Consider the following 17339-nt stretch of genomic DNA (forward strand, 5'->3'; position numbering starts at 1 on the left):
CTCCTCTTCATCGCTTCGCTCTGCATCGTCGCCTGCGCAACTAAGCGCCCGCCGGTTCCTGGTACTCGACGTCGACCAGCCGGTCGCCCTCGTACACCAGGGTGGTGATCGAGCACAGCCCACACTCCCGCCGGCGCGGGTCGTGCCACAGCCTCCTGCCGGTCAGGTGCAGGCGCAGCGTCCACACCGGCAGTTGATGGCTGACGCACACCACCTCGCTGCCGGCTCCACGGGCGCGGGCCTTGTCCACCGCGGTCGTCATCCGCGCGGCGATGTCGGCGTACGGCTCACCCCAGGACGGGGTGAACGGATTGCGCAACTGCCACCAGAACCGCGGGTCACGCCAGGCGCCGTCGCCCGGGCCGACGCGGCGGCCCTCGAAGAAGTTCGCCGATTCGATCAGGTCGTGGTCGGTGTCCACGGCCACGTCGTGCTTCGCGGCGATGGGCGCGGCGGTTTCCTGGGCCCGCTGCAGCGGGGAGGCGACCACCGCGACGATGTCTCGGCCGGCCAGCGCATCGGCGACCGAGGCCGCCTGCTCACGGCCCCGGTCGGACAGGTGGAACCCGGGCAGCCGGCCGTAGAGGACGCCGCTGGGGTTGTACACCTCGCCGTGGCGCACGACGTGGACCCGGGTTTGCTCGGCCATCAGGGCTTGTCCTCCTGGGCGGCCGCGCGTGCCGCGGTGGGCAGGGCTTCGGCGATCCGGTCGAACGCCGCGTCGTCCAGCGCCGCCGAGACGAACCATGACTCGAAGGCGCTGCACGGCGGGTAGACGCCCGCGTCCAGCAGGGCGTGGAAGAACGGAGGGAAACGCCACGTCTGGCTGGCCCGCGCGGACGCGAAGTCGGTCACCGGCGTGTCGGAGAAGAAGACGCTGAGCATGTTGCCGGCCCGCGGAATCTGGTGCGGCACACCGGCGCCCGTCAACGCGTCGGAAAGCAGGGCGGCCAGCCGGTCGGCGTTGGCGTCCAGCGCGGCGTAGACGGCGGCGTCGGCGGCGCGCAGCGTCGCCAGGCCGGCGGCCACCGCCACCGGGTTGCCGGACAACGTGCCGGCCTGATACACCGGCCCCAGCGGCGCCAGCCGCTCCATCACCTCGGCCCGCCCGCCGAACGCGGCCGCGGGCAGCCCGCCGCTCATCACCTTGCCGAAGGTGAACAGGTCGGCGGCGACGGGATCGATTCCGTACCAACCACTTCGGCTGACCCGGAACCCGGTCATCACCTCGTCGACGATCAGCAGCGCACCGTGCTCGGCGGTGATCGCGCGCAGCGCGGCGTTGTAGCCGGCCGCGGGTGGGACGACACCCATGTTGCCGGGGCTGGCTTCGGTGATCACCGCGGCGATCTGGTCGCCGAACTCATCGAACGTCTGCCGGACAGCTTCGATGTCGTTGTACGGCAAGACAATTGTGTCGGCCGCCGCCGCGCCGGTGACCCCGGGCGAGGACGGCAGACCCAGCGTCGCCACCCCGGAACCCGCGTCGGCGAGCAGCGCGTCGACGTGGCCGTGGTAGCAGCCGGAGAACTTGACGATCTTGGGCCTGCCGGTGAACCCGCGGGCCAGCCGGATCGCGCTCATCGTGGCCTCGGTGCCGGAGTTGACCAGGCGGATCCGCTGGACGGGCGACACGCGCCCGATGATCTCGGCGGCCAGTTGGCTCTCGGCCGGCGTGGGCGCGCCGAACGACAGGCCGGACGCGGCTGCCGTGGCGACGGCTTCGACCACGGCGGGGTGCGCGTGGCCCAGGATCATCGGACCCCAGGAGCAGACCAGGTCCACGTAGCGGTTGCCGTCGGCGTCGGTGAGCCAGCAGCCGCGCGCCTCGGTGATGAAGCGCGGGGTGCCGCCCACCGCGGTGAACGCGCGCACCGGGGAGTTCACCCCGCCGGGGATGACGGCGCAGGCGTCCTCGAACAGCCGGGCCGACGCCGCCGTCGTCGCGGCGTGCGCGGTCGCCTGGTCACTGCTTCCCATGACGACCAGTGTCCCAGCCTCCGCGGCGGGTTCAACTACAGGGTGTAGCAGGAAGGGGTCAGGCGCCGCCTTGCCGGGCGGCTTCGCGCTCTCTTTCCGCCGCTAGCCGGTGGGCGGCCAGGTCCCCGAGGCCCTCGGCGACCGCGAGCTCGTCGACCTCGGCGCGCTGGGCCGCTTCGTCACCTGGCGAGCCGCTCAGGGAAAACACCCGACCCGTTCGCCATCAAAAGTTTGGTTGATGCGGGGCGGCGCAGGCGAGTTGGATAGCGGTATGCAGATGCCGCAGGGGCTCGCCCGATTCAACCGTTACGTCACCAACCCGGTTCAGCGGCTATGGGCCGGCTGGCTGCCACCGTTCGGCATCGTCGAGCACGTCGGCCGCCGCTCGGGCAAGCCGTACCGCACCCCAGTGAATGTGTTCAGCACCAACGTCGACGGCAAGCCCGGGGTGGCAATCGTGCTGACCTACGGCCCGGACCGGGACTGGCTGAAGAACCTGGTCGCGGCGGGAGGCGGACGGATGCGCCGCAACGGCAAGAGCTTCGGCATCGCCGACCCGCATGTGGTCAGCAAGGCCGAAGCGGCGGGGCACGTAAGCCCCGGAATGCAAGCGATTTTCGCGAGGCTGCCGTTCGAGGAGGCGGTACTGCTGACGAAAACCGACTGACCGTTCGTCACACCAGTCGCGTTAGTACCAGCAGCCGGCCACCAGGCGGTTCCGAAAATTGATAGCGCATGCGATATCGGTTCTGCGGAAGTCTTAATCCTCGGGGCGCACCGGGACCCGGCCTCGGGCCCGGGCTGCGAAGTACAGCCCAATCACCACCGCCCACGAAAGCAGGCTGAGCCAGAGCTGGCTGCGGGCCGAGCGGTCGAAGGCCATCTGCACCAGCACGGCTGTGATTCCGGCAAGGGTGAGGATCGAGAGCACCGGGAAGAACCACATCTTCACTCGCAGCTTCTCGGCGGGGGTGCGGCGGCGCAGGACGATCTGCGACAGCGCGATCAGCCAGTAGACGAACAAGATGATGGCGCCAGACGAGTTGAGCAGGAAGAGAAACACGGTGTTGGGCGCGACGCGCGCCATGATGACGCAGCCGAACCCGACCGCCGAGGAACACAGGATGGCGATGTGCGGAACGCCACGCCCGCTCAGCCTGACCAACCGCATCGGGGCCTCGCCCCGTTCGGCGAGCACGAACAGCATCCGCGACGCCGTATAGAGCCCCGAGTTCAGGCACGACAGCACCGCGGTGAGCACCACGGCGTTCATCACCTGATCCGCGCCGCGCAGCCCCAGGCGGTTGAGCGCGGCAACATACGGCGAGGCGCCGAGTTCCACTGAGTCCCAAGGCAAGATCACCACCAGCAGGAAGACCGAACCGACGAAGAAGACACCGATCCGCGCCACCACCGATCTCGTCGCCTTCTGGACCGCGAGTTGCGGGTCCCGGCTTTCGGCGGCGGCCACGGTGACGATCTCGGCGCCGACCATGGAGAAGATCACCACCACAATCGCGGCGAAGACGGCCCCGACACCCTTGGGGAAGAACCCACCGTGCGAGGTGAGGTTGGCCAATCCACCGGGATGGCCCGGCACGAGGCCCAGCACGAAGGCCGTGCCGACGCCGAGAAAGATCACGATGGTCGCGACTTTGATTCCGGCGAACCAGAATTCGAATTCGCCGAAGGACGAGACCGAGAACAGGTTGGTCGCGGTCATCAAGACCATCAGGCACAGCGACAGCAGCCACAGCGGCGCGTGAAACCAGAAGTTGAGGACCTTCCCGCCGGCGACCGCCTCGAAGCCGACCACGATCACCCAGAAGTACCAGTACAGCCAGGCAACCGAAAACCCCGCCCAGCCGCCGAGGGCCTTGGCCGCGTAATCGGCGAACGATCCGGTCGACGGGTTCGCGGCCGCCATTTCGCCCAGCATGCGCATCACGAGGACGATCAGCAGCCCGCACAGTGCGTACGTCAGGAACGCCGCGGGGCCGGTGTCTTTGATCACCACACCGGAACCGACGAACAAGCCGGCACCGATGACGCCGCCGAGGGCGATCATGCTGAGCTGGCGCTGCGACAGCCCTTGGCGCAGTCGTGCAGTGCTAGCCATGCCGGACCTTGCGGCCGTGATCAGTCCAGACGGGTGGCCACCACGGACCACACCGGAAGGTGCACGCGGTGGTCCTCCAGAAGCGGGTCGATAACGCCCAGCCGATGCACCAGCGGCCGCATCCGCTGCAGAATCTCGCCCTGCTGCTCGGATGCGAATTCCTTCATGGCGTCGAACGTCTCCTTGAGGAAGCGGGCCTGGTAGGTCGTGCCGCCCAGATAGTCGATGCGCCAGCCGTTGGCACCGAACACCCGCTCGAAGTTGTCGGCGGGTATGGCGGTCCACTGAAGGCCGTTGACGTTGTGGGGGCTGAACTCGAACATGTACAGACGTGCCCCGGGCTTGGTGGCCCGGTGCAGCGCCTGCGCGTACCGCGTCTGGATAACCTCGTCGTTCAGGAACACGTGATAGAACGCGCTGTCCACCACCGTGTCGAATCGGCCCTCGAACCCTTCGAGCTTGGTGGCGTCAGCCACCTGGAAGTCGACCTGGACTCCGGCCCGCTCGGCGTTGTGTTTGGCGCGCTCGATGGCCGAGGCCGAATCATCGATCCCGGTTGCCGAATATCCTTGCGCTGCAAAGTGAATGGCGTGATGGCCTGGGCCTGTGCCCGGATCGAGTACCTCGCCGCGGATCCCGCCGTATGCCACCAACTGCTGCACCGCCGGCTGCGGGCCGCCGATGTCCCAGGGGATCCGGCGGCCGGTCTGTTCGGCCTCGTCGTACAGCGGTTCGAAACCGGCGACGTTCGCGTCAGTCATTGTGTGCTCGCTTCCTCGCGACTCCGACGGGAACGACACTACTGCCGAGACAGCTCAGAGGTGCAGGTCTTGCTCGCGGATCAGTGCCGTGGCGAGCACGCTGATGACGGCCGTCGCCACCAAATACCCACACGCCAGCCATGGCGCGCCGCCGACGGCCGCGATGAGCGCGGTCATGATCATCGGGGTAACGCCGGAGGCGTAGATGCCCGAGAACTGATAGACGAACGACAGACCGGTATAGCGGGTGCTGGTGGGATACAGCGACGAGTACAGCGTGCCCTGCGCCCCATAGAACAGCGCATGCACCACACCGAAAACGACGATCAGGGCCACCCCGAACCAGACCAGGTTCCTCGTGCCGAACAGCGCGAAGGCGGGAAACGCCGCGATGCCGTAGCAGGCCACACCGACCAGATAGACCCTGCGGGCGCCGAACCGGTCGGTCAGCGCGCCGGACACGGGCAGCAGTATCGCCATCAACAGGGCCGCGATGGTCACCACCACCAGCACCGACACCCGATTGAAGCCCAACGCTCCGGTGGCGTAGCTGATCGCGAAAACGCCCCAGGTGTTGAACGCCGAGCCTTCGGCCCAGCGAGACAGCAAGCCCAACACGGTGTTTCGCCGCGACCGGGGTTCGCGGACGATCTCACGGATGGGCACGGTGGCCGTGGCCTCCAGGTTACGCAGCTCGCAAAAGGCCGGTGTCTCGTCGACCCGCAACCGCACCACCACGCCGATCACGACCAGCAACAGGCTCAGCAGAAAACCGATGCGCCAGCCGTAGGCGAAAAAGCGGGCCGGACCCAAGGAGATCTGCAGGAATGCGAATATGCCTGTGCCCAATGCCAATCCGAGCGCCAGGCCGATCTGGGGAATCGCGCCGAAGCGGCCGCGCCGGCCTTCGGGGCTGTGCTCCACAGCGAGCAACACGGCACCGGCCCATTCGCCGCCGAGGGCGAAACCCTGCAAGATCCGCAGCGCCAACAGCAGCAGCGGCGCCCACACCCCGATCTGGGCGGCGGTGGGCAACACCCCGATCAACGCCGTGGCGATGCCCATGATGAGCATGGTCAGCGCCAGGCTGCGCTTGCGGCCGATCCGGTCGCCGATGTGGCCGAACACCAGCCCGCCTACCGGCCGCATGACGAACCCGACGGCGAATGTCGCGAAGGCCAGTAGCGTGCCGACCAAAGAGCTCTCGCTGGGAAAGAAGACCTTGTTGAACACCAGGCCCGCGGCGGTCGCGTAGAGGAAGAAGTCGTACCACTCCACGGTGGTGCCCAACAGGCTGGCCGCGATGACGACGCGCAGGCGCCGGCGTTGCTGCGCGGCGGATTCGTCGGCCGCGTCGGCGATCGCGTTGCGGCGCGCGCCGGTCGCGGGCGCCGGCAAGGTGGCCGCCATGGCCTTAGTGGGCCGAGGCGACCGCGAACGGCGTCGCCGATACCGGATGCGACTGGCGGTTGGGCCGGTTGGGGTGACGCCACAGGCCCTGTCGCTCCAGCAGCGGCAGGACGCCCTCGCCGAACCAGTAAGCCTCTTCCAGGTGCGGATATCCCGACAGGATGAAGTGGGTGATGCCGAGTTTCGCGTATTCAGACAGCCGTTCGGCGACCTCGGCGTGCGACCCGACCAGCGCGGTGCCCGCTCCCCCGCGGACCAGGCCCACGCCGGCCCACAGATTGGGTCCGACCAGCAGTCGACCGCTGCTACCGCCATGCAGGTCGAGCATGCGGCGCTGCCCCTCCGATTCGCTGCGGGCCAGGCTGCCCTGCACCCGCTCGACGTCGGCCGGGTCGACAGCCGCCAGCAACCGGTCGGCCTCGGCCCACGCCTGCTCGGAGGTGTCGCGGGTGATCACATGAATCCGCAAGCCGTACTGCAGGATTCGGCCGGCGTCCACGGCCAGCCCACGGATCCAGTCGAGCTTCTGCGCGACCGCGTTCACCGGCTCCCCCCAGGTGAGATACACGTCGGAGTGCTGCGCGGCGACCGGACCGGCTGACGCCGACGATCCGCCGAAGAACACCGCCGGTATCGGATCGGGCGGGTTGTTCAGCTGGGCGCCCTCGATGCGAATGTGCTCTCCCGCAAAGGTGACCGGCTCCGATGAGGTCCACAGTTGGCGCACCACGTGCAGGAACTCGGCGGTGCGCGCATACCGCGCCTCCTTGTCCAGGAAATCCCCGTAGGCCCGTTGCTCGTGCGGTTCGCCGCCGGTGACGACATTGAGCAGCAGCCGCCCACCCGAGTGCCGCTGGAAGGTCCCGGCCATCTGGGCGGCCAGGCTGGGGCTCAGCAGCCCGGGCCGGAAGGCGACCAGAAACTTCAGCGTCTCGGTGGCCTCGACCAGCATCGCCGTCGTCAACCAGGCGTCCTCACACCACAATCCCGTGGGTGTGAGCACCGCCTCGAAGCCGTTGTGTTCGGCGGCCGCACAGATCTGGTGCAGGTACTTCAGCGTGGCGGGCCGGTCGCCGGACATCGGCGTGCCATGCCCGCCCGCCACCAAGTTCCGGGAATCGCCGTAGGTCGGCAGGAACCAATGGAACGCCAGACTCATCCTCAATCCTCTTTCAATCCACGACGCGGAGCACGAAAGCTCCATCCTGCGAAACTTGCCTCCAGCGCGGGAGGGTTGAAACCGTGGAGATTGCATCCCCGCCCGGCGGCGGTGGCGCCATGGCGGGGAGGCGGTGGGCGGGGCGAATCGATCTCCGCGCCGCTTCGTCGCATCCCAGTTGACTTCTGTTGCGGCACAAAGGGATAGGATCGGCGTTAGCCGGCACCGTCACACCGGTCGGCGCGATGATGATGGCCCTATCACGGTGCCGCAACTCGGCCGCTAGGCCCACCCTTGGGCGGAAATCCGGTGCATCGCAGGTAACCGGTTGGAGACCGGCAGATAACGCGAGATCACACAATGCTTCCATTTCGGCGTGGCTCGGGCGGCAATGCCCGGTCAGCGCGGCATCATTGCGATCATGCCTGACCTGACACGCCGGGCGGTGCTGCGGATGGGAGCCAGCACCGGCCTGGGAGCCGCTGGCGTGTTCGCCCTAAGCGCCCTGCTCGATCCGGTCAGACCGCTAGCCGCGACACTGCCGCAAGCTCCGGCGCCGTTCGAGCCGTCGGCGGCGAGCAGCAACCTGCCGACCAAGCTGACCGGTTCGTTCGTCTCCGCCGCCCGCGGGGGCGTGAAGACGAATTACGTGATCGCGTTGCCGCCGGGCCAAACCGGGATGCTGCGTCCGGTGATCGCCCTGCACGGCAAGGACGGCGACGCGAACATGATGCTCGACTGCGGTGTCGAGAAGGGCCTCGCCCAACTGGTCAAGGAGGGCAAGCCGCCGTTCGCTGTGGTGGGCGTCGACGGCGGCAGCGATTCCTACTGGCACAAACGGGCCGACGGCACCGACTCCGGCGCGATGGTGCTCGAAGAGCTGTTGCCGATGCTCTCGACGATGGGTTTCGACACCTCCCGGGTGGGCCTCATGGGGTGGTCGATGGGTGGATACGGGGCGCTGCACCTGGGCGCCAAGCTCGGGCCGGCGCGGACCGCGGGGATCTGCGCCATCAGCCCGGCGTTGTACGACTCGTTCGCCGAAAGCGCTCCCAAGGCCTTCGACAGCTACGACGACTGGACGCAGAACAGCGTGATGGGCGTGCCGGCGTTGTCGCAGATTCCGCTGCGCGTGGATTGCGGCACCTTCGACCGGTTCTATTTCGCCACCCGGCAATTCGTTAATCAGCTGAAAACGCCGCCGGCGGGCAGCTTCTCGATCGGCGGCCACGACATCGGCTACTGGCGGGCACAGTTGCCCGGCGAACTTGCCTGGATGGCGTCCTAGCGGAGACCGATGACCGTCCGGCCGAACCAACTCCCCACCCGCCAAGTGGAGCGGGCGGTGAAGCGGACCGGATTTCGCCCCGACATCGAGGGCTTGCGGGCCGTCGCGGTCATCGCGGTCGTGCTCTACCACGCGGGCATCCCGGGTGTCACCGGCGGCTACATCGGGGTGGACGTGTTCTTCGTCATCTCCGGCTTCCTCATCACCGGGCTGCTGTTCCGCGAAGTGAGCTCCACGAATACCGTTGCGCTGGGCCGCTTTTACGGGGCGCGCGCCCGTCGCCTGCTGCCGGCCGCCGCCGTCGTCGGCGTCATCACCGCGATCGGTGCGGCCGTCGTGCTGCCGCCGCTGCAGGCGCGAAGCGTGTTCCTCGACGGCATCGCCAGCGCCCTCTATGTCGGCAACTACCGGTTCGCCACGCAGGGCACCGACTACCTGGCCCCGCACCTGGCGTCACCGTTCCAGCACTACTGGTCACTCGGCGTGGAGGAGCAGTTCTATCTGGTGTGGCCGGTGCTGATCATCGGAACGGCCTGGCTGGTCCGGCGCATCCCACCGCTGCGGGGCGCCGCGGCGCGGCCGACACCGTATGCGGTGGCCCTGGGATTGGTAGGGGCGGTGTCGCTGACCGCGGCGGTGCTGTGGACCCGGACGGCGCCGCCCTGGGCGTTCTTCTCCCTGCCGACCCGCGCCTGGGAGCTGGCCGCCGGCGGACTGCTGGCCCTGTCGATCCAGCACTGGCGTCACCTGTCGCTGCTGACCGCATCGATCGCCGGGTGGGGCGGTCTGGCGCTGATCCTGCTGACCTGTACGCAATTGGACGCCGGGACCCCCTACCCCGGCACCGCGGCACTGATGCCCGTGCTGGGCACCGCGCTCGTCATCGGCGGCGGCAGCGTCACGCGCGGCCTGGGGGCCGGCCGACTGCTGTGCCGGCCGGCGATGCGCGCGATCGGCCGGATCTCCTATTCCTGGTACCTGTGGCACTGGCCGGTGCTGCTGCTCATGCCGGCGCTGCTCGGTGAGCCGGCCGGCCTGCCGGCCAGGCTGACCGCGACGGCCGTCTCCGCGGGGCTCGCCATCATCACCCTGCATCTGGTCGAGAACCCCGGCCGGTTCGCCGCCGCCCTGCGCCGGTCGGCGAAGGCCAGCCTGGCCCTCGCCGGCGCCGCCAGCGCGGCCGCGGCCTGCGCCTGCATGCTGCTGCTGAACGTCGTGCCGGTGCCGGCCGGTCATGGGGCGGCCGCCCCGCGGGCCAACATCCTCGCGGTACCGCCAAGCACCGTCCCGACCGTCAGCGCGCAAGAGGCGGCGGTTCGTCAGGCCTTCGCTCAGGTGCGCGCCGCCGTCGCCGCGTCGGCGAACCTGAAAGCCGTTCCCGCCAATCTGGATCCCCCGCTTGCCAAAGCGCCTGCCGACAAGGCCGCCGTCTTCGTCAACGGGTGCGTGCGCTCCTGGCGCGAGGTCGGGCAAAATGAGTGCGCCACAGGCGATCTCGCCTCGACGACGACCGTCGCCCTGATCGGCGACTCGCACGCCGCCATGTGGGACCCGGCCTTCCAGCAGGTCGCCGAACAACGGCACTGGCGGTTGGAGACGCTGGCGAAAGTGACCTGCCCGCTGCAGGATCTGCGCATCGTGAGCCCATACCTGGGCCGCGAGTACACCGAGTGCGAACAATGGCGCAGCCAGATCATGGGACGCGTGGCCGCCGAACACCCGCGCCTGGTCGTCGTGGACATGAGCCGGCGCTACGGCGCGGACTTCAGCTTCACCTCCTACGACCCGGCGTGGATCGACACCTTGGGCCGCACCGTGGCGCAGTTGCGCAGCACCGGTGCGGCGGTGCTGATTCTGGGCCCCGCCCCGGATCCCCATTCCTCCCTGCCCACCTGCCTTTCCGCCCACCTCGACGACGCAGCCGCCTGCGCACCGCCGCGGTCCGCCGCGGTCAACGACGACGGCATCGCCGCCGAGCAGGCGGCAACTGCGGCGGGCGGCGGCCAATACGCGGATCTCACCGACCTGTTCTGCACCCCCGACCGGTGCCCGATGATCGTCGGCAACACTCTGGTGTTCCGCGACGACAACCACGTGACGACCGAGTACGCGCAGTTGCTGGCGCCGGTGATGGGCGCGCTGGCAGACCGCGCCCTGGCGGGTGGGTGAGCGGCAATGAACTTCTGGTGGCCGACGAACGTCATATCAGAGAAGGGTTTTGGGAGGTCCCGGGGATGACTCAGCTACTGCTGGTCTGCATTGCGGCCGCGGCTCCGATCGCCGGGTTCGGCTTGCTGAACTTGCAAGCCCGCCTGGAGCGATGGGACTACGAGCGGCACGCCGAAGACTGAACCGCCCGAGCGAATTACTCAGGTCGACAGCTGCGTGCGGATCAGCGGCGCGATCTTGTCCGCCATGTATTGATGCCCCGCGTCGTTCGGGTGCACGCCGTCCGCGCCGATCAGGTCGGGCCTGCCGACGAACCAGCGTTCAGCGATCGGGTCGACCCACGTTGCCCCCACGGACCCGGCCGCCGCGCCCAGAACGTCGCGAACCTGCAGCATCGGTAGGGGCACATCGGCGGTCGGCCAGGGCGGCCCAATCACCAGGAACCGTGCGGCCGGCGCCAGACGACGGGCCAAATCGAATGTGCTGCGGGCCTTTTGAGCGACCACACCCGGATCGATGGTCTCGTCGTTTCGGGAGCCGAAGAACACCACCAGCACGTCGTCGCCCTGCACAGCCCTGGCGGTCAGATCCTCGAAGACGCTGCCATGGTCGCCCGGCATGCCATAGCCGGCCCTGCCCTCGGCCGCGACGTCGGCCGAGATCCGTTCGCCCCGCGCGGCGAGCGCGTCCCAGGCGCGAGCGGGCCATGACCTCGGGCCCAGCCCACCCTCGCCGGTGCCGGTGGTATATGAGTCCCCGACCACAGCCACGTGGTTCAACCGGAAATCCAGGGTCAAGGTGTCATAAGTACGCACCTGAGCCGGGTATGCGATGCCGATGCCCGCCAGAAAAGTCAGACCGATGACAAAGGTGGCCAGACGACTCACTCCTACCTCCCCTGTCAACGGCATCGTCATGTGCCACCGCATTTTCATCGATTATCCGCCGGGCTCGCGGCCGGGCGCTGAGGCAACCGTCACACGGCGCGGGCCGAAACCGCTTCCAGCGAGCGGTCGATCGGATGGACCTTGCCGCTCGGCGCCTCTTCGGGCCCGCTTCTCGCGGTCACGGCTTTGACGTCGACCATCCTGCGCATCCAGCGGCGGGCGGGTTCTTCGACGAAGTGATACATCACGATCGAGATAATCACGGCGATCGCGAGCAGGCCAATGACGTTCCATTTCCACGGATTGTCCTGCGGCCGCAGCTCGAACTGCTCGACGGACCATCCCCACGCGGTGTGCACCAGCTCGTGAACCATGTACAGGCAGAACGAGATCTGGCCGCCGTACACCATCCACCGGGTTGACAGCGCCCTCGGCAGGCTGCCGACGCCGATGGCCAGCGTGATCACCAGCGGAATGAACAGGATGTCGACCACCCCGCCGCTGTCGTTCTCCACGACACCGGAGATCGGGTGCGCGTCGAACCAGTAGAGGACGGCGACCATGGCGCCCAGGAGCAGCAGGGACACGTAGCCCGCGACGCGGCGACCGCGATCGGTCAGCCGCAGCCTGCGCACGGCGGCGCAGGCCAGCGCGCCGGCGACGAACTGCGTGACGATCCGCGGCAACCAGCTCCACGGCGTGTAGAAGTGGCCACTGGCCAGCAACATGACCACGGGCGGCAACGCGGCCGCGAACGCCAGCACCATCAGGCTCCGCGCCCGCGTCGCCTGCTTCATGCGCAGAATCACCAGCACCAGAAAGCCGAAGATCAGGTAGGCCAGCCATTCCGCACTGATCGACCAGGCCGGCCCGTCCCAACTCGAGTCATCAAAGAACGGCACGAACCACAGCTGCACCAGCAGAATCTGGCGCACATAGCTGATCGCGGTGAGCTGACCGGCGTCGGGCGACGGCACGTGGCCGACGTGCAGGGTGAAGATCACCCAGAGGGCGGCGAGGTGCAGGGTGACCAGGTACACCGGCCACACCCTGGCCAGCCGCAGCCACAGGAAGTGCAGGGTCGCGCGCGCCGACCAGGACCGGCCCATCCGGTCGAGGTAGTTCCAGGTCAGGACGAATCCGCTGAGGATGAAGAAGAGGTCGACGCCTTGGGCCCCGCAGTTGAGCACCGGCGCAAGGGCGTCGCGGAAATCGGGCCCCACGTCGCCCAGCATCGGCCGGAAGTGAAACAGCACGACCCACAGAGCGGCGACGATGCGGAGTCCCGTCAGGGCTTTGATCTCTCCCCTGATCTCTGCGCCGCGCACGATGCTCTTTCCGCCTGGACTCTGCTGTTCCGTTCGCCTTATCGCTCGGCTGACCGGGCGACCACGCGATGTCACAAGCCCCCGCCTCGCAACCGGTAGCCTTGGCAGCCTAGCAGCGCAACGGCCCCGACGCGCGGACGGTGGTGGTGTGGCATGCCGTATTTCGCCGAAAATGGGCGCCGGCGGGGCTTTGCTCGGATACCGCGAAAATCGCGGTGAGAATTGCTTCTTAGCGAAACGTTAGGTGCCGCTTTCACCCTCCTTAAGCTTGCGGTTTAGCGTCAAAGGCATAGCGAACGCCACGGAGAGCGAGGGGTGTTCATGACGATCGCCGACGTTCTGACGCGGGAGCAAAACGGCATCTTTCACTGCGGCGGCGCTTGGGTGCGGGCCCACCGTCGGCAGCTGGCCACCGTGGTGACGATTCGGGGTGAAATCGACGCCTTCAATGCCCACCAAGTGGGCGACCACATTCGGCGTTTCATCCTCGGTGAAGACCGTGTGGTGCTCGACATGGGCGATGTGAGCCAATTTTCTGCGGCGGGTATTTCGCTCTTGGAGACCTTCGATGAGGACTGCCGCGCCGAAGGGGTGCAGTGGACCTTGGTCGCGGGCCCGGCGGTCACCGAATTGCTGGGTGACTGCGGTGACGGGACCGATTTTTCGAGCACCTGCTCGCTGCCCCAGGCGCTGCACGAGGTGGCCGACGCCGTCGCCAGGCGTCGTCGTCTGGTACTGCCGCTGGTCAGGACGTCGTAGAACGCCGCTCGCGGCGCTGTCTGGCGGTTCCGACCACCGCCAGCACCCCTGCACTGGTCAGCAGCAGCAGGGTCAGCAACAGCAGCTGAGGGTCATACACCATTGACGTGGTGAACGGCTGCCCGTCCGCGACGGGCGCCACCGTCACCGGGTGATGCGAACGCGACCAGCTCACTCCCGCGCCGACAAGCGCCGCGCAGGCCAGGCCAAGTTCGACCAGGGCCCTGGTGCTCCACTGTCGGGCGCTCACTGTGCGGATCCGGCGTCGTCGTCACGATCGGCGTCGAAGGCATCTGAGCGGGCGGGCTCGACCCGCTCCTGCACCAGCGGGGTCAGCGCCGCGCGGAGCTGACGATGCCGGCGCGCCCAGGCCTGCACGGTGCGCTTTCCGGTGAGCTGGAGGCCGATGCCGATCCGGCCGCGGGGCACCCCGACCAATTCGCCGAGCGCCCTCGCCGACTGCCACCGGGCCAGCTCCTTCCCGGAGGCTTCGTGGTTCTCGGGTTCGGGATACACCTTGAGGATCTCGCGCACCAGGATGGTTTCGGTGCCCTGACGCAGGGCGTCTTCGGTCAGTTCGACCGAGACGTGGATCCGCGCCGCCTTGATCTGCAACCCGACGAACCCCGACACCAGGACCAGGAAGATCACCGGAATCACGAACGACACAGGGGCGCCACTCCAGAGTTCGATCAGGATCATCGCGCCCGCGGCTACCGGGCCCCATCCCACCCACCACCAGCTGGCGCCCGGTTCGTAGAACAACGGCTTCGGTTCGGCGCCCCTCGCTGTCGTCTCGGAATTCAAAGCAAGCCCCATCTCACGAAAGCCACCCGGCCGCGTCCGCGGCCCAGTAGGTCAACACGATATCGGCTCCGGCGCGGCGGATGCTGGTCAACGACTCCAGCGCAGCGACGCGCTCTTCGATCCAATTGTTCGCGGCCGCAGCGCAAATCATGGCGTACTCCCCCGAGACCTGGTAGGCGGCCACCGGCACCGGTGAGACGTCCGCCGCGGCGGCCACCACGTCGAGGTAGCTCATCGCCGGTTTGACCATGATGATGTCCGCGCCTTCGTCGAGATCCAACCGGATCTCGCGCAGCGCCTCGCGGAAGTTGCCCGAGTCCTGCTGATAGGTGCGCCGGTCCCCGGACAGGCTGGAACTGACCGCGTCGCGGAACGGGCCGTAGAACGCCGAGGCGAATTTCGCGGCGTAGGCCAAGATCACCACATCGGTGTAGCCCGCGGCGTCCAGTCCGTCGCGGATCGCGGCCACCTGGCCGTCCATCATCCCGCTCGGCCCGACCACGTGTGCGCCCGATTCAGCCTGTGCCACAGCAAGTTTCACGTATCTGGCCAGCGTGGCGTCGTTGTCCACCCGACCCCTGGCGTCCAGGACGCCGCAGTGGCCGTGGTCGGTGAATTCGTCCAGGCAGGTGTCGGCCATCAAAACCGTCGCGTCGCCGAGATCCTTGGCCAGGTCCCGCAGGGCGAGATTGAGGATGCCGTCGGGGTCGGTGCCGGCCGATCCCGTCGAGTCCTTGTCCTCGTCACGAGGCACGCCGAACAGCATCAGCCCGCCCACCCCTGCGGTGACGGCATCGGCGGCTGCGCTGCGCAGCGAATCGCGGGTGTGCTGCACAACGCCGGGCATCGACGCGATCGGCCGTGGTTCGTCGATACCGTCAGCGACGAACATCGGCAGCACCAAATGCCTTGGCTCCAAAGACGTTTGCGCCACCAAACGACGCAACGCGGGGGTGGAGCGGAGCCGGCGCGGGCGCTGCCGCGGATAGGCCACTAGCGCCTGCGGCTCTTCTTACGCGGCGGTGGCAGCGCGCCCTCGGCGCGCAACCGCGCGGCGTGCTCGGCCAAAGCGTCGACCAGCGGACCGACAGCGGCCGTCTCGGGCTGCACGTCCACCCGCAAGCCGAACTCGGCGGCGGTCTCGGCGGTCTTGGGACCGATGCAGGCGATGATCGTCCGCGCGTGCGGTTTGCCGGCGATGCCGACCAGGTTGCGCACCGTGGAGCTGGAGGTGAAGCACACGGCGTCGAAGCCGCCGGTCTTGATCATCTCCCGCGTCTCCGCCGGCGGCGGGGCCGCCCGCACCGTCCGGTAGGCGGTGACATCCTCGATCTCCCAACCGCGTTCACGCAGTCCCTCGGCCAGCGTCTCGGTGGCGATGTCGGCCCGCGGCAGCAGGACCCGGTTCACCGGGTCGAAAATGCTGTCGTAGGGCGGGAAGTCGTCCAGCAGACCCAGCGACGACTGCTCGCCGGCCGGCACCAGCTCGGGACTGATCCCGAACGCCCGGACGCGGTCGGCCGTCGACTCGCCGACACAGGCGATCTTCACGCCGGAGAAAGCACGGGCGTCCAGACCGAACTCGCCGAACTTCTCCCACACCGCGCGCACCGCATTGGTGGAGGTGAACACCACCCACTGGAAGCGGCCGTCGACCAAGCCCTTGACGGCGCGCTCCATCTGCGCGGGGCTGCGCGGCGGCTCGACGGCGATGGTCGGCACCTCGATCGGCAGCGCACCGTAGGACGTCAGCCGCTCGCTCATCTCGCCGGCCTGATCCTTGGTGCGCGGCACCAACACGGTCCAGCCGTACAGTGCGCGGCTCTCCCACCAGTTCAGCTTGGCCCGGCTGGCCACCGTCTTACCGATGGTGACCACCAGCGGCCCGGTCAACGGGCCCGCCGGGTCCGTCGCGCCCAGCACGGCCGAGTCGGTCAAACCGCCCAGCGTGGTTTCGATCGAACGCTGCTGGCAGGTGGTGCCCTGCGCGGTCACCACGCACGGCGTGGTCTCGGCCAGCTCGTGCTCGATCAGGGTGCGCGCCGCGTCGGCCAGATGCGACGTGGTGGCCTGCAGGATCAGCGGGCCGGGCGACGCAGCCAGCGCCTCCCAGTCCACGTCGCCGCGCACGTCGGCAACGGTGTGCGACGAGCCGAGCGGCAGCCCCGCGTAGGTGGGCACGGCGCCGGTGGGTGCCAGCCCGGGCACGATCTCGATGTGCAGGTGGCTCCGCGCGACGGCGTTCACCTCGGTGGTGACCGCGTCGACCGTCAACGGGTCACCGGCCACCAGCCGCACCACGTCGGCGCCGGTACGGGCCTCGGCGGTCAGCGTCTTGGCCACCTCGGCGGGTTCACCCAGCGCCGGGCGGACATCGGGACCGGCCGATATCACCGCGGGTTGCTCTCCGCCGCCGGCGGCGGCCTCGCCGTTCCCGGCAGCCGCCTCGGCGGGCGCCGGGCCGGAAACCGGTGGCAGGTCTTTGCCGATCAGCGCCAGCACCGGCTCCGGCACGTCGGGGTCGGTGAACACCAGAGCGGCATTCGCCAAAACCGTGGCGGCCCGGGTGGTCAAGAGCCCCGGATCGCCGGGACCGGAACCCACGTACGTGATGCGGCCGGGTCTCGGCTTACGCCCTCGCGTCGTCATTGTCGCTCCCACGTCACTCGCAA

18 protein-coding genes are annotated in these 17339 nt (G+C 68.5%); 5 read left to right on the forward strand and 13 right to left on the reverse strand.

The window, feature by feature from the left end; genetic code table 11:
* Positions 1–40: 40 nt before the first annotated feature.
* Genes AWC17_RS28155 through AWC17_RS32935 form a run of 3 tightly spaced genes read right to left on the reverse strand, consistent with a single transcriptional unit; the run spans position 41 to position 2188 of the window.
* Complete coding sequence (locus AWC17_RS28155) at positions 41–649, reverse strand: histidine phosphatase family protein (RefSeq protein WP_046186490.1); 609 nt, start codon at positions 647–649, stop codon at positions 41–43.
* Positions 649–1980, reverse strand: a complete 1332-nt coding sequence (hemL, locus tag AWC17_RS28160) for a glutamate-1-semialdehyde 2,1-aminomutase (RefSeq protein WP_047322995.1) — start codon at positions 1978–1980, stop codon at positions 649–651. Before hemL ends, AWC17_RS28155 begins: the two co-directional genes overlap by 1 nt.
* A 58-nt stretch (positions 1981–2038) precedes the next feature.
* Positions 2039–2188, reverse strand: a complete 150-nt coding sequence (locus AWC17_RS32935; RefSeq protein ID WP_156174189.1) for a hypothetical protein — start codon at positions 2186–2188, stop codon at positions 2039–2041.
* Between the two features lie 63 nt (positions 2189–2251).
* On the opposite strand from AWC17_RS32935, the gene AWC17_RS28165 reads away from it, so the two are divergent.
* Positions 2252–2647 carry a nitroreductase family deazaflavin-dependent oxidoreductase gene (locus AWC17_RS28165; RefSeq protein ID WP_046185652.1) on the forward strand — a complete coding sequence of 132 codons (396 nt, stop codon included), beginning with the start codon at positions 2252–2254 and terminating at the stop codon, positions 2645–2647.
* Positions 2648–2740: 93 nt separating this feature from the next.
* Here the strand turns inward: AWC17_RS28165 and AWC17_RS28170 are convergent, their stop codons facing one another.
* Genes AWC17_RS28170 through AWC17_RS28185 form a run of 4 tightly spaced genes read right to left on the reverse strand, consistent with a single transcriptional unit; the run spans position 2741 to position 7429 of the window.
* Entirely contained in the window at positions 2741–4099 is a 1359-nt protein-coding gene (locus AWC17_RS28170; RefSeq protein ID WP_046185651.1) for an amino acid permease, read from the reverse strand.
* Between the two features lie 20 nt (positions 4100–4119).
* Positions 4120–4860, reverse strand: a complete 741-nt coding sequence (locus AWC17_RS28175) for a class I SAM-dependent methyltransferase (RefSeq protein WP_141224829.1) — start codon at positions 4858–4860, stop codon at positions 4120–4122.
* A gap of 54 nt (positions 4861–4914) precedes the next feature.
* Positions 4915–6270 carry an MFS transporter gene (locus AWC17_RS28180; RefSeq protein WP_046185650.1) on the reverse strand — a complete coding sequence of 452 codons (1356 nt, stop codon included), beginning with the start codon at positions 6268–6270 and terminating at the stop codon, positions 4915–4917.
* Positions 6271–6274: 4 nt separating this feature from the next.
* Positions 6275–7429, reverse strand: coding sequence for an LLM class flavin-dependent oxidoreductase (locus AWC17_RS28185; RefSeq protein WP_046185649.1), 1155 nt, complete (start codon positions 7427–7429; stop codon positions 6275–6277).
* Positions 7430–7850: 421 nt separating this feature from the next.
* On the opposite strand from AWC17_RS28185, the gene AWC17_RS28190 reads away from it, so the two are divergent.
* The 3 genes from AWC17_RS28190 to AWC17_RS33165 are packed head-to-tail and all read left to right on the forward strand — an operon-like array spanning position 7851 to position 11068.
* Positions 7851–8717, forward strand: a complete 867-nt coding sequence (locus AWC17_RS28190) for an alpha/beta hydrolase (protein ID WP_269432129.1) — start codon at positions 7851–7853, stop codon at positions 8715–8717.
* 45 nt (positions 8718–8762) lie between these two features.
* Positions 8763–10886, forward strand: a complete 2124-nt coding sequence (locus AWC17_RS28195; RefSeq protein WP_197089759.1) for an acyltransferase family protein — start codon at positions 8763–8765, stop codon at positions 10884–10886.
* The gene (locus tag AWC17_RS33165) at positions 10883–11068 is read left to right on the forward strand and encodes a hypothetical protein (protein ID WP_046185622.1); all 186 of its coding nucleotides are present in this window, start codon (positions 10883–10885) and stop codon (positions 11066–11068) included. Before AWC17_RS28195 ends, AWC17_RS33165 begins: the two co-directional genes overlap by 4 nt.
* 18 nt (positions 11069–11086) lie before the next feature.
* Here the strand turns inward: AWC17_RS33165 and AWC17_RS28205 are convergent, their stop codons facing one another.
* Positions 11087–11773 carry an Rv0518 family GDSL lipase gene (locus AWC17_RS28205; RefSeq protein ID WP_046185623.1) on the reverse strand — a complete coding sequence of 229 codons (687 nt, stop codon included), beginning with the start codon at positions 11771–11773 and terminating at the stop codon, positions 11087–11089.
* Between the two features lie 89 nt (positions 11774–11862).
* On the reverse strand, positions 11863–13101 hold the full coding sequence (locus AWC17_RS28210; protein ID WP_046185624.1) for an acyltransferase family protein: 1239 nt from the start codon (positions 13099–13101) through the stop codon (positions 11863–11865).
* A gap of 321 nt (positions 13102–13422) precedes the next feature.
* Between AWC17_RS28210 and AWC17_RS28215 the strand changes: the two genes are divergently transcribed.
* Complete coding sequence (locus AWC17_RS28215) at positions 13423–13860, forward strand: STAS domain-containing protein (protein WP_046185630.1); 438 nt, start codon at positions 13423–13425, stop codon at positions 13858–13860.
* On the opposite strand, the gene AWC17_RS28220 is transcribed toward AWC17_RS28215, so the two are convergent.
* Genes AWC17_RS28220 through AWC17_RS28235 form a run of 4 tightly spaced genes read right to left on the reverse strand, consistent with a single transcriptional unit; the run spans position 13847 to position 17316 of the window.
* On the reverse strand, positions 13847–14110 hold the full coding sequence (locus AWC17_RS28220; RefSeq protein WP_046185625.1) for a hypothetical protein: 264 nt from the start codon (positions 14108–14110) through the stop codon (positions 13847–13849). The two genes, AWC17_RS28215 and AWC17_RS28220, sit on opposite strands and share 14 nt — an antisense overlap.
* Positions 14107–14679, reverse strand: coding sequence for a hypothetical protein (locus AWC17_RS28225; protein WP_046185626.1), 573 nt, complete (start codon positions 14677–14679; stop codon positions 14107–14109). The genes AWC17_RS28220 and AWC17_RS28225 overlap by 4 nt, the downstream gene beginning before the upstream one ends.
* Before the next feature lies 1 nt (position 14680).
* On the reverse strand, positions 14681–15661 hold the full coding sequence (gene hemB / locus AWC17_RS28230; protein ID WP_082123129.1) for a porphobilinogen synthase: 981 nt from the start codon (positions 15659–15661) through the stop codon (positions 14681–14683).
* The gene (locus AWC17_RS28235; RefSeq protein ID WP_047322675.1) at positions 15661–17316 is read right to left on the reverse strand and encodes a bifunctional uroporphyrinogen-III C-methyltransferase/uroporphyrinogen-III synthase; all 1656 of its coding nucleotides are present in this window, start codon (positions 17314–17316) and stop codon (positions 15661–15663) included. The genes hemB and AWC17_RS28235 overlap by 1 nt, the downstream gene beginning before the upstream one ends.
* Between the last annotated feature and the right edge of the window lie 23 nt (positions 17317–17339).

Origin of the sequence: Mycobacterium nebraskense (assembly GCF_002102255.1) — a bacterium.
GTDB lineage: Bacteria > Actinomycetota > Actinomycetes > Mycobacteriales > Mycobacteriaceae > Mycobacterium > Mycobacterium nebraskense.